An 11,960-nucleotide genomic window follows, 5' to 3' on the forward strand; every position below is an offset into this window, starting at 1 on the left:
GTCCGGCCCTGTCCGCCGGCCTCCTCCCGCTCTTCAGCCGTTCTTCACCGTCGCGGGCGACTCCACATACGAGACGAAGACGTTGCCGCCCTGCTCCATGCTCTTCGTGCTGTCCTTGATACCCATATAATAGTGTTCGCCCGTGTCGAAGTTGTAGAGCAGCGTGTTGTACCGGTCGTATCCCACGATGACCGCGGTTTTTCCGTCCGCGAGACGGGTGACGACTGCATTCCCCTGCGATACCAGATACAGCACCTGATCCAGCGTGCAGCCGGTCAGATTCAGTACGGTCGCATCGCCGCCGGCTCCGCTCTGAAGCTGATCCGCGTTCATCTCACCGGACAGGAACACCGACGGGATGTCCTCGTTGTTGAGGTTCGTCTTCGTCTGCTTGTTTCCGCGCTCGTAGATATACTGGCTGTCCTGATTGAGAACGATGCCCGTGCCCGCGTCCGCGTCCGTCACTGCCTTCTCCGGATCCGTGCAGACCTCCTGAAGCAGTCCCTGAGTGTAAACATAGTACAGCGGATAATCATCCTTCTCCGCATAGGCAATCGCAGCCGGATCCTTCTGGCCAAGACGCAGCCGGAAGCCGGACACCGACGGGTTCAGCGACGACACCGCGCCCGGCAGCTTCAGTGTGACCGTTGTGCCCTGGCGCGAGCTGGAGGAGAGCGTGACCGTCACCGCCGATTTCGTCTGCTGATTGTTCATGATGTTGTCATCCGCTGCCGGAGTATAGCCGCCGCTGCCGTCCTTCGTGGCGCAGGTCAGCTGGGCAAGTCCCGGCTCCATGGAGACATCGGTGATATAGGTGCCGTCCTTCCTGTAGTCCTTGACCAGCGTGCCGTTGAACTCCTCGATCCGCAGCTCGTTCATCGCGAAGGTCACATTCCCGGAGACGCCCGAGACAAGGTCGCTCTGGTTCGCGACGCCGTAGAGAATATCCTCGTTGAGGAAGCCGAGCGTCTTGATATACGTCCCTTCCGCGGCTTTCACAGTCCTCTGCGACGCCGTATTCAGATCCATCACCGTGATGGTCTGGGAAGCGTCCGGCTTCATCTCGTTCATCCACGCGATGGACGCGCCTGTGACGGAGGAGACAAAGCAGTCCGGATTGATATCACTCAGGATCACCTCGGTCGAATTGGTGGTGAGGTCAACGCGGTACAAGGCCCGCTGCAGGTAAAAATACGCGTTTCCGCCCGGCGTCACGTAGCAGAGCCGGCCCATATCGTCCTTCAGCTGTTCGAAGCCGCGGTTGTACGGGACGAAGGCCCGCTCGGTGACCGTGGAAGTCTCGGCGTTGTAGTGGCAGACCGACACGCCGCTTCGTCCCTCGTGCGGACCCCGGCTCATATAGCCGTAGACGACAAAATCCATTCCGCCGCCCTCACTGACGCGGACGATCCGGATACCGTAATCGCCGCTGTCGTCCCGTTCGTCCGATCCGCTTCCCGTATCGTGGAAGGAAAACACGCAGACGAGCTTCTGCGCCGGGTTGTTGTACTCCCACAGCGCGTTGTCCTGAACAAATGCGACCGTGTCCGATGTGTCATTGGACAGATACTGCACATCCTTCTCCGCCACGCCCAGCACCACGCCGTTGGCGTTCAGCGCGGCACGCGAAGAGCCGTCGTAGCACTGCAGCGCCTTCCGGTTAAAGTTAAGCAGCATCATTTTTCCGTTGTAGTAGCGGAGCCGGTAGTATTCCCATACATGGTAGATCTCCGTTCCGGCGTCGCCGTCGGCGGAAATCAGATAGTCGTTGGTAATCGTGCAGGTCTCTCCGCTGATCGCCTTGATGGTCGGAACCGCCTTCCGGAAAATCCGGGGATTCAGCGTTCCCCAGCAGACCTGTGTCAGCGAGGACTTGATGTCGACGGTCGTATAGGAATTGTTCGTGATCGTGTTGTCCGTCTCCAGATAAGCGTTGAGATCCGAGGAACCGGAGGGATTCATACAGCCCTCGTAGAAATTGTAGACGAACTGGACGTATTTGTCCGTCACCGGATCGGACCGCTGAATCACACGGGAATAGTAGTAGACCGTCTCATCCTCCGTGGTGATCTCGAAACGGATCGGATACTCCCGGTTCATCAGAATCGGCTCCGTCAGACTGAACGTCGCGGACATATAGTCGCCGTCGGCCGTGAAGTGGCCGATCTTGGCGTTCTCCACCACCTCGCCGGTATCCGGCGCGGACACCTCATAGGAAACGGAGCGGATGTCGTTTTTGTACGCCTTGTAGGAGACCGTGATGCTCCGCTTCGTCGTGACCGGAATCAGCCCGTCCCGCATATTGGCGGCGTCCATCTTCTGCACATACCCGCGCATCCGGTCTACCTTGTTCCCGCCGATATCGATATACATGACAGGAAGCGTCGGATCACTGAGATCCGACGCACCCGACGACTGCTGCCGCTGAATCACGGACAGGTTTGAAAAGAGCGCGACGCCGGCGAGAAAGACGACGACGTACGCAATCACCCTGCTAATTCTTTTTTTCACGATATTTATGGGAATCCTCCAGAACCATGTCCTTGACCTTCATCAGACGGACCTGCGTACTGCGTTCATTCTCGTCAAGCTTCATGGTGATGTATCGGATCCCGGACTGCGTCTCGGGAATGATGACATGTTCCAGCGCGTTGACGCGCCTGCGCGTCTTCTCGATCTCCGCGGCCATCAGCTGGCAGGATTTTTCGATCTCAGCCAGCTTCAGCATATCCGGCAGCACATCGGACAGCGACTGAACCGCACCATCCAGATCTCCTGACGTGAAGGCAAAGCCATAGGAAAAGATGTCGTTTTTATCAGCAGTCCTAGTATCGTAGCCGAAGACCGGAATGTCAACACTCATTACATTTTTTTTGCTCTGCTTCAGATAGACCTCCTGCTTCGGCGTCATCAGCGCCGTGCGGAGAATCTCCTCCGACATGCCTGCCTTCGCAAGAACAAAATTGCGGTTGGCATCTGTGATGCCCTTCTCCACCTTCTTTCGCAGCTCCATGTCCTCCTTCACGAGAGTCAGGAACTGCCGCATCAGCTCATCGCGCTTGTCCTTCAGCAGGCGGTGGCCCTTGACGGCCGTCACCAGCTTCCGCTTGAGGCGCGTGAGCTCCATGCGGGTGGGCGTTACCTGTGTAGAGGCCATGAAAGATCCTCCTTATTTCTTGTCATAGTACTGGTCCAGAATCCGGTCCGGAATCCGGTTCAGCTCGGAACGCGGAAGAATCCGCAGAAGGTCCCATCCGATCTCCAGCGTTTCCTCGATGGAGCGGTCCGTCTCATATCCCTGATTGACGTAGCGCTTCTCGAACTCATCCGCGAACTTCGCGTAGATCAGGTCGGTTTCCGTCAGGGCCGCCTCGCCGAGGATCACCATCAGCTCCTTGGCCTCCTTGCCTCGTGCATAGGCCGCGAACAGCTGGTTCATCGTCGAAGCGTGGTCCTCCCGGGTCTTGCCCTTGCCGATTCCCTTATCCTTCAGACGGGACAGGGACGGGAGCACGTCGATCGGCGGCTGGATCCCCTTCCGGTAGAGCTCACGGGAAAGAATCACCTGACCTTCGGTGATGTAGCCGGTGAGGTCGGGGATCGGGTGAGTCTTGTCGTCCTCCGGCATCGTCAGGATCGGGATCATCGTGATGGAGCCCTTCTTTCCTCTCTGCCGTCCGGCTCTCTCATACATCTGGGCGAGGTCGGTATACATGTAGCCCGGATAGCCGCGGCGTCCCGGAACTTCCTTCCGCGCCGCCGAAACCTCACGGAGCGAATCCGCGTAGTTCGTGATGTCGGTGAGGATCACCAGCACATGCATGTCCTTCTCGAAAGCGAGATACTCCGCGGCGGTCAGCGCCATACGGGGCGTCGAGATACGCTCGACAGCCGGGTCGTTCGCCAGATTGAGGAAAAGAACGGTTCGGTCGATGGCGCCGGTCTCCTTGAAGGACTCCTCGAAGAAATTCGCTTCCTCGAAGGTGATGCCCATCGCGGCGAACACCACCGCGAATGGCTCGTTCGTGCCGCGCACCTTGGCCTGACGCGCGATCTGGGCGGCCAGCCGCGCATGCGGAAGACCGGACGCCGAGAAGATCGGCAGCTTCTGGCCCCGAACCAGCGTATTCAGTCCGTCGATGGCGGAGACGCCTGTCTCGATGAACTCCGACGGGTACTCTCTGGCCGCCGGATTCATCGGCAGTCCGTTGATGTCCATCCTTTTTTCCGGAAGAATCTCCGGCCCGCCGTCGATGGTGCGCCCCATGCCGTCGAAGACACGGCCCAGCATATCCGAGGAGACGCCGAGTTCCATCGAGCGGCCCAGAAAACGGACCTTGCTGTTGCTGAGGTTGATGCCGGTCGAGGATTCAAAGAGCTGCACCAGCGCATCGGTGCCGTTGATCTCCAGCACCTTGCACCGTCTCGTCTCTCCGCTTGCCAGCTCGATCTCGCCCAGCTCGTTGTACTTGACGTTTTCGACGCCTTCCACCAGCATCAGAGGACCGGCAACTTCCCTGATCGTACGGTATTCCTTTGCCATGCTTACTCATCCTCCTTCGCTGTGATGTCCGCGAATTCCTTCGTGAGCTCGTCCTGCACCTTCTGATAGGCCGCGTCCACGTCCTTCTCCGGCGTATACTTGAAGCGGCTGATCCGCTCTCTCGTCTTCATCGCGACGATCCGTCCGATGGACGCGCCCTCGTTCAGCGCCTTCACGCCGCCCTCATAGAACGCGTTCACGAGCTTCATCATGCAGAACTGCTTCCGGAGCGAGGTATAGGTATCGATCTCATCGAAGGAGTTCTGATGCAGGAAGTCCTCACGGATGGAGCGGGCCGCCTCCATCTTCAGACGGTCCTGTGCGGACAGGGCATCCATACCGACCATCTTCACGATTTCGTTCAGCGACGCCTCCTCCTGCAGAAGGCTCATCAGCTTCTGACGGGTCGCCATCCATTCCGCGTCCACATGCTCATTGAACCAGGGCTCCAGCGCGTCGAGATAAAGGCTGTAGGATGTCAGCCAGTTGATGGCCGGGAAATGACGCTGATAGGCGAGATCCGCGTCCAGTCCCCAGAAGACCTTGACGATCCGGAGCGTCGCCTGAGACACCGGTTCGGAAATATCGCCGCCCGGAGGCGACACTGCCCCGATGGCGGAAAGCTGGCCTTCCCGTCCCTCCTTGCCGAGGGAAATCACGCGGCCGGCCCGCTCATAGAACTGGGCCAGACGGCTTCCGAGGTAGGCGGGATAGCCTTCCTCACCCGGCATCTCCTCCAGACGGCCGGACATCTCGCGGAGCGCCTCGGCCCAGCGGGAGGTGGAATCTGCCATCAGCGCCACCGAATACCCCATGTCACGGAAGTATTCCGCCATCGTGATGCCCGTGTAAATCGACGCCTCGCGGGCGGCCACCGGCATATCCGACGTATTGGCGATCAGCACCGTTCTCTGCATCAGCGATTCGCCGGTGCGCGGATCCTTCAGTTCCGGGAACTCGTTCAGAACGTCCGTCATCTCGTTGCCGCGCTCGCCGCAGCCGATGTAGATGACCACGTCCGCGTCCGACCACTTCGCCAGCTGATGCTGGGTCACAGTCTTGCCTGAACCGAAGGGCCCCGGGATCGCGGCCACGCCGCCCTTCGCGATCGGAAAGAACGCGTCGATGACACGCTGGCCTGTGACCAGCGGCATAGACGGCGCCAGCTTCTTCGCGTACGGGCGTCCGCGCCGGACCGGCCACTTCTGCATCATCGTCAGATCCCGGATGCCTTCCTCCGTCTTCACTTTCGCGATCACGTCCGTGACGGTGAAATCGCCGGACCGAATCTCCGTCAAAGTGCCCTTCACGCCGTAAGGAACCATGATCTTCTGTGTCACAACGGCTGTTTCCTGTACCGTTCCCAGAATATCGCCGGCCTCCACCTTGTCGCCCGGCTTCGCCGTCGCGGCAAACGTCCATTTCTTCGCCCGATCCAGCGCCTCCACTTCAACGCCGCGGCTCAGCAGGTTGCTGTGCGTCTTCTCCATGATCTTGTTCAGCGGACGCTGAATACCGTCATAGATGGAACCCATAAGCCCCGGGCCCAGCTCGACGGAAAGTGGAGCCTCCGTCGATTCGACCGGCTCGCCCGGGCCGAGTCCCTGAGTCTCCTCATAGACCTGAATCGACGCCTGATCCCCGTGCATCTCGATAATCTCGCCGATCAGCCGCTGTTTGCTGACGCGGACCACGTCGCCCATATTGGCGTCGCGCATTCCGGTCGCAACAACCAGCGGTCCGGCGACCTTCAGGATCGTACCTGTGCTCATGTTCTGACCACCTTTCTCACTTGCTCATCAGACAGCCTCCCGCAGAAGCGGTCCGCTCAGTCTTCTCCGCCGAACAGAATATCGCTGCCGACTGCCTGCTCCACCGATTTCTTCACGCCCTCGACACCGGCTCCGGTGTTGCCGCTCACCCCCGGAATCAGGATGATGGCCGGTGTCATCTGGCCCGCGTATTTCGCGATTTCCTTCTTCAGTCCCGCCGCGAGCTTCTCGGTCACATAGATGATGCCGTACTCGTTCTGCGCCAGATGGTGCAGCGTGCGGGCCGCCTCCTCCGTCTGACCGTCCGCAAACGGGAAGACGGTAAGGCCCAGAGACGCGAAGCCGTAGATACTGTCATAGTCTCCCATGACCGCGATCTTATACATACATTTCCCTCACTCTCTCCCGCGTCTCCTCTTCCGTGAAACCGTTGGCCTTCGCGGTCAGAATGATGCGGACCGTCTTGATCTCGTTGAGACGCGCCAGATAGTAGGCGATCACGGGACCGAGGGAGACGGAATTTCTCTTCTGCGGACGGATCGTCTCGATCAGCCGGTTGTCGCACCAGCGCTCGAAGGCGCTGGGCGATTCCTTCAGCGCCGCGGCCGCTTCCGCGAAACCGTGCGCCTCCAGATAGTTCATCAGCGGCTCGCTTCCTTCCGAGGCCGCCTTCGCCAGCTGCTTCACGTCAAGCGAACGGCAGGGCGCCAGCGCCTCACGGAAGAAGGCCGCGTTCTTGCCCGTCCGCTGCCCGCGGGCCGCGATCCGGATATCCGCCACCGCCACCGTGGACTCCTCATATTCCCGAAGAAGGGCATGCTTCGACGCCCATCCGTCCCGCTCCATCGCGTCGAGGCAGGCGCGGTCGACGATCACATCGCATTTCTGCCCGTCGCGGGTCTTCAGCATTACCTCTGCAGCCCGCTCCGCCGCCTCGCGCATCGATTCCGGCAGAGCCTTGTAATCCTTGTCCCGAAGGATGCGAAGCATCTGCTCCCGTCCGTAGGTCTCATCCTCGTAAAATGCCTCCGGATGGCTCTCGGACGTACAGATTTCCTTGATGCCGGCCTTCAGATTGTGAAAGATATTCGGGTAGGCCAGCAGGTGGAACACCGACTCGTCCACCTTCAGCTCCCGCATCAGCTGCACCGTCTTCCGCTCCTCGGCCCGGAGCATCGCATCCCCGTCCGCCGAATCCTGGTCTCCCCACCCGCGGTCGGCGAGATACGCCGTCACGGCGGTGTCATCCTTCATGCCGACCATCTGCGAGATATCCATATCGGTGAGGAGCGACTTCTCTTTCACACGGATCCGTGCCACAGCATATACATACTTCACATCGCTCATCCGTGCTCTCCTTTACCAGAGTACCCTGTTCACCGTATCCTGCAGCTCGTCGGACGCGTCCGCGAACAGCGCTTTCAGCGTACAGTTCTCCTCGATGCCGCCGTACTTCAGAATGAGCCCGGCTCCGATCCCGCCGGGTCTGTCCGAGACCGTCAGCGTTCCGCCCTTCGTCTTCGCCAGCGCCGCCATCTTTCCCGCAAAGTCAGCGGGCATACGGTCGAGATCCTTCTTTCCGAGGATCACCGTCCCGTCCTCCGGATGGATATGCCGCACGGCAATATCAAGCAGCATCGCAAAGTAAGCGTCCGTATCCTGCTCCTCCAGCTTCCGAAGAGCGGCGTCGATCATCCCGCCGATCACCGACTGGCGGGCGGCGAGCACCGCCTCCCGCTTTCTCATGCCGATCTGGGACTGAATCCGATCCCCGTAGGCCTTCACCTCCCGGGCGGCGCGCTCCGCGGCCTTCTCAGACGCCGCGGCCGCCTCGGCCCGCGCCTTCTCCGCTTCACTGTCGGCAGCCTGACGCGCCTGCGCAATCAGCTCGTCCGCCTTGCTCTTCGCATTCTGCAGGATTTCATTTGTTATCGTATCGATTCCTGCCATCGCTAATCTCCCATCGAACCGTTCCGGTTCGTTTTTCCTGTCTTACGCGTGAATATTCGTGACGACCAGAATGGAAACCAGCAGGGAAAGAATCGCGTAGGTCTCGACCATGGCCGGGAACAGCATCGCCTTGCCGAACTGATCCGGACGCTTCGCCACCACACCGATGGACGCCACGGAGGTTCTGCCCTGATGATAGGCGGAGATCAGACCCACGATCGCGATCGGAAGGCATCCGAGCAGATACATCGCGCCCGTATAGGTATCCGTGATCGGCTTGCCGCCGAGGATACCGATCTGGGAAAGCGTGATGAAGGTCACCAGCAGACCGTAGATACCCTGCGTGCCGGGAAGCAGCTGCAGAATCAGCACCTTCGCGAACTGATCCGGATCCTCAGCGACGACGCCCGCCGCCGCCTGACCTGCGATGCCGACGCCCCAGGCCGAGCCGGCGCCTGCCAGAGCTGTTGCCAGTGCTGCACCAATCAGCGCAAGAACCATTCCTAAACTCATAGTGTTTTCTCCTCCTTGATTTCAATATACTGATTGACAGTTTTAAATGGCCTGAACGGTTTTCCGCCAGCGTCATAAAACTTCCCGAAGAACTCCACGAACTGCAGACGGTTCGTGTGGACATACGCGCCCAGCGCGTTGATCGCCAGATTCATGGTATGACCCAGAAGGAAGACGATCACGAAGACAATCCAGCCGACGACGCCGCGGCCGCCCATCACCGCCATCATGTTGATGACGTTGCAGATGACGCCGGTCGCCAGTCCCAGCGCCAGAAGCCGGGAGTAGGACAGCACGTCGGAGAGCCAGCCGGAGACGCCGTAGAGGTCATAGGCCCCCAGCGCGATCCGGATTCCCCAGTTTTTGTGATCACGGCCGCCCATCATCAGAATCAGCGCGGCGCCCGCAAGCGCCATCACCCGGGCCAGCACGTTCACCGGATGCGGAAAAACCGTCTTCGCGCCGGAGATCGACGCGAAAATATCGCTGGGGATCAGCATCAGCACCAGTCCGAGAATGAACAGATACCATGCCAGCACGTCGGAGACAAAGCCGGTCACGTCATGATTCTTCAGGTTCTCGTAGCCCTTGATGCCAAGACCGGCAAACAGATGGATGAGGCCGAACAGCATGCAGTAGACCAGCAGTCTCATCGGATCCTTCAGCGGCTCAAACCAGAGCGGCTTCACGATGGGGTCCCCGGTGTAGCCGAAGAAGTTCTGGGCAATCGTGTCGACGGCATTTCCGAAGAAGCCGCCGTACATCAGGCCCCAGAAGGTGGTCGACAGCCCGCACCAGAAGAACAGCCGCAGCATTTTCGCCGTTCCCTCGGCCATCTTCGGATACTTCTTCAGAAGGACGGCCGTGCCGACCGCCATGACAATGCCGTAGCCCGCGTCCGACAGCATCATGCCGAAGAAAATCACGTAGAAGATCGACATGATGAACGTCGGATCCACATGGCCGTGCTGCGGCAGCCCGTAGGACTCCAGCACGCCCTCCGCGTTTCTCGAGAACCGGTTATTCTCAAGAAGCGTGGGCTCCTCCTCCCGGTCCTCCCCGGTCATCGTCTCGGTCTCCACAAAAGCCCCGTAGCGTTCCTCCAGAAGATGAGCGATCCGCTCCGCCTGGCTTCTGGCGACCCAGCCTTCGATGAAGAAGACGTTTTTTGACTGGGGAATCATCCCCAGAATCCTGTATTTCTCCGCCCGCGTCCGGTAATAGTCCGCTGCGATGCGGAAGGCCTGACGCTTGCTCTCATAGGATCGGATGTCCTGCTGAAGCGCCACGATCCGCGCCCTCTGCTTTTCCGAATCCGCCGCGAGGTCCTCCATCACCTGCGCGGGAACGCCCTTCACCGGCTGCGCCGGTCGGGCGAATCCGATCGACCGGAGGCTGTTCTCCACCTTCTCCGCGTCGCGTTTCAGACAGACCACCGTGACGCAGGTCTGCTCGCTGCTGCTGGAAAGCACCTCCGCCGAGACGGCGGCCGGCTCCTCCAGATCCTTCGCAGCCTGAGCCTGAAGCGCTTCGGGCGTAACCGGATCCGGCAGCGTGCCGATCAGGACCGCTGCAGACTTCGTCCCGGTCATCTCCATCGGAACGCCGAGCGCCTTCCATGGAACAAGCTGCTCCGCCAGATTCGTGTTTTTCAGGATCTGCGCCTTGCATTCCGTGATCTCGCGGTCGTCCTTCAGAATCTTCGCCGCGTCATTCAGATATTCGGTCCGGTGCGCGGTGACGCGGTCAGCCTCGTTCCGTCCGACGGCCTCCGGTCCCAGCAGCGCGTCGATTCCCTTCCGGTTCTCCGGCGCGAATGTCTTCAGAAGAGCGAGCACCCGGTCGAAGGAATCGGCGCTTTTCTCGAACTGACTCCTCGCCTGCTGGGTATCCATCCGCTCCAGCTCCGGATCGTCGAGCTGGTCCGTGATGATCTGCACCGCCCCGAGCGACTGCAGAGCCTCAAGGATCTCTTTTCTGTGACTTTTCGTCGCGCAGATGCTGAGCTTCTGCATCCTTACAATTGCCATGCAACATGCCTCCTCACCCGGCGCGGTTCAACGTGTTCCGAACAGCGTCCGTACGACCGCGTCGATCGCTTCGGCCTTTCTGCCCTCTGCCGCGGTTCTCAGCGCATCGGCCTCCTGCTCCGCTTCCTCGCCGGCCTTCGCTAAAGCCGCCTCTCCGGCCTTCTTCGCCTCGGCCATCCTGCGCGCGGCATCCTGCTCCGCCGCCTTCGCCGCTTCCCTGCGGATCCGTTCCGCCGCCTCCTCGCCGTCTTTCCGGATCTGATCGGCCTTCTGCTTCGCCTCCGCAAGGCAGGCGTCCGCTTCCGCTTCCGCCTTTTTTACAGCCTGAATGGTGTTTTCAATCACAGTCTCACCGCCTTTTCCCTGCTCTCTGCCCCTCCGGCGCGGAGCGCCGGTGCATTGGTCGCAAATTTGTGCTTATTGTATCATATTGTCAGTCTGATCGCCATTGACATCTGCCGGAATTCGTATAATTCCGCCGCGTCCCGCCGCTTACGATTCCTCCGCGCGCGTCATCAGCTTCACGATCCGGCCGACATACATCGTATGGAGATTTCCGTCGGCGTACCACCGCTTCCGGTCCTCCTCCCCGATTCCGTCCGGTCCCAGTTCGAACGCGCCCGCCTTTCTGCATAGCAGAACTGTATCCGACTCTCCGAAATACGGCGTCTGCTCCGCACGCTGCACCTGAAGCCCGCTCTTTGCCACCTTGTCCTCATCGCGTCCGGAGACCGTTCCCATATATTTCTGAACATCCCGGAAGCGCGCCGGATCGAGGAAATTCAGCGAAAATGTATCGGAAGCATCGATGAATTCCTTCGTCAGGCGGCTCTGCCGGACGAAAATGTACGCCACATCGCTTCCCCAGAGCACGCCGAGGCCGCCCCACGAGGCCGTCATCGCGTTCACTCGCCCGTCCTTCTCCGCGGCGATCAGCATCCAGTCCCTGCCGATCATCGAGAACACATTCTTCTTCAGTTCCCCGGGATTCCTCTCCTCAAATCCACTCATTTCAAAACCCTCCCTTTTCCTTCGGCGTCGTTTTGCCGCCGCTTTTCATATACATGCAGGCCGCCCGCTCCGCTTTTTTGCAGCGACATGCAGACCGCCCGCTCCGCCTTCTTTATAAGAATATACCGGCTGTCCCCTCCC

11 protein-coding genes are annotated in these 11,960 nt (G+C 60.0%); all 11 read right to left on the bottom strand.

The annotated features are described in order from the left end of the window. Window positions 1–33 precede the first annotated feature (33 nt). Window positions 34–2,490 carry a hypothetical protein gene (locus tag G4C92_RS06045; protein ID WP_274941680.1) on the bottom strand — a complete coding sequence of 819 codons (2,457 nt, stop codon included), beginning with the start codon at window positions 2,488–2,490 and terminating at the stop codon, window positions 34–36. A 4-nt stretch (window positions 2,491–2,494) separates the two neighbouring features. Further along, window positions 2,495–3,157 carry a V-type ATP synthase subunit D gene (locus G4C92_RS06050; protein WP_274941681.1) on the bottom strand — a complete coding sequence of 221 codons (663 nt, stop codon included), beginning with the start codon at window positions 3,155–3,157 and terminating at the stop codon, window positions 2,495–2,497. 12 nt (window positions 3,158–3,169) lie between these two features. Continuing rightward, complete coding sequence (locus tag G4C92_RS06055; RefSeq protein ID WP_274941682.1) at window positions 3,170–4,543, bottom strand: V-type ATP synthase subunit B; 1,374 nt, start codon at window positions 4,541–4,543, stop codon at window positions 3,170–3,172. Window positions 4,544–4,545: 2 nt separating this feature from the next. After that, complete coding sequence (locus tag G4C92_RS06060) at window positions 4,546–6,315, bottom strand: V-type ATP synthase subunit A (protein ID WP_274941683.1); 1,770 nt, start codon at window positions 6,313–6,315, stop codon at window positions 4,546–4,548. A gap of 56 nt (window positions 6,316–6,371) precedes the next feature. Continuing rightward, window positions 6,372–6,701 carry a V-type ATP synthase subunit F gene (locus tag G4C92_RS06065; protein ID WP_274941684.1) on the bottom strand — a complete coding sequence of 110 codons (330 nt, stop codon included), beginning with the start codon at window positions 6,699–6,701 and terminating at the stop codon, window positions 6,372–6,374. Beyond that, window positions 6,694–7,662 carry a V-type ATPase subunit gene (locus tag G4C92_RS06070; protein ID WP_274941685.1) on the bottom strand — a complete coding sequence of 323 codons (969 nt, stop codon included), beginning with the start codon at window positions 7,660–7,662 and terminating at the stop codon, window positions 6,694–6,696. Before G4C92_RS06070 ends, G4C92_RS06065 begins: the two co-directional genes overlap by 8 nt. A gap of 12 nt (window positions 7,663–7,674) precedes the next feature. After that, window positions 7,675–8,265: a V-type ATP synthase subunit E gene (locus tag G4C92_RS06075; protein WP_274941686.1), complete on the bottom strand. Its 591-nt coding sequence runs from the start codon at window positions 8,263–8,265 to the stop codon at window positions 7,675–7,677. 42 nt (window positions 8,266–8,307) lie between these two features. Continuing rightward, window positions 8,308–8,778 carry a V-type ATP synthase subunit K gene (locus G4C92_RS06080; RefSeq protein WP_274941687.1) on the bottom strand — a complete coding sequence of 157 codons (471 nt, stop codon included), beginning with the start codon at window positions 8,776–8,778 and terminating at the stop codon, window positions 8,308–8,310. After that, window positions 8,775–10,808, bottom strand: coding sequence for a V-type ATP synthase subunit I (locus G4C92_RS06085; protein WP_274941688.1), 2,034 nt, complete (start codon window positions 10,806–10,808; stop codon window positions 8,775–8,777). The genes G4C92_RS06080 and G4C92_RS06085 overlap by 4 nt, the downstream gene beginning before the upstream one ends. 27 nt (window positions 10,809–10,835) lie before the next feature. After that, window positions 10,836–11,153: a hypothetical protein gene (locus G4C92_RS06090; RefSeq protein WP_274941689.1), complete on the bottom strand. Its 318-nt coding sequence runs from the start codon at window positions 11,151–11,153 to the stop codon at window positions 10,836–10,838. Between the two features lie 147 nt (window positions 11,154–11,300). Then, window positions 11,301–11,819 carry a flavin reductase family protein gene (locus tag G4C92_RS06095; protein WP_274941690.1) on the bottom strand — a complete coding sequence of 173 codons (519 nt, stop codon included), beginning with the start codon at window positions 11,817–11,819 and terminating at the stop codon, window positions 11,301–11,303. Window positions 11,820–11,960 lie beyond the last annotated feature (141 nt).

This window comes from Chordicoccus furentiruminis, from assembly GCF_019355395.1.
GTDB lineage: Bacteria > Bacillota > Clostridia > Lachnospirales > Lachnospiraceae > Chordicoccus > Chordicoccus furentiruminis.

Coding starts and splice junctions, on each gene's coding strand:
- G4C92_RS06065 (WP_274941684.1), bottom strand. CDS start 6,701: ATGTATAAGATCGCGGTCATGGGAGACTATGACAGTATCTACGGCTTC.
- G4C92_RS06060 (WP_274941683.1), bottom strand. CDS start 6,315: ATGAGCACAGGTACGATCCTGAAGGTCGCCGGACCGCTGGTTGTTGCG.
- G4C92_RS06075 (WP_274941686.1), bottom strand. CDS start 8,265: ATGGCAGGAATCGATACGATAACAAATGAAATCCTGCAGAATGCGAAG.
- G4C92_RS06095 (WP_274941690.1), bottom strand. CDS start 11,819: ATGAGTGGATTTGAGGAGAGGAATCCCGGGGAACTGAAGAAGAATGTG.
- G4C92_RS06055 (WP_274941682.1), bottom strand. CDS start 4,543: ATGGCAAAGGAATACCGTACGATCAGGGAAGTTGCCGGTCCTCTGATG.
- G4C92_RS06080 (WP_274941687.1), bottom strand. CDS start 8,778: ATGAGTTTAGGAATGGTTCTTGCGCTGATTGGTGCAGCACTGGCAACA.
- G4C92_RS06050 (WP_274941681.1), bottom strand. CDS start 3,157: ATGGCCTCTACACAGGTAACGCCCACCCGCATGGAGCTCACGCGCCTC.
- G4C92_RS06085 (WP_274941688.1), bottom strand. CDS start 10,808: ATGGCAATTGTAAGGATGCAGAAGCTCAGCATCTGCGCGACGAAAAGT.
- G4C92_RS06070 (WP_274941685.1), bottom strand. CDS start 7,662: ATGAGCGATGTGAAGTATGTATATGCTGTGGCACGGATCCGTGTGAAA.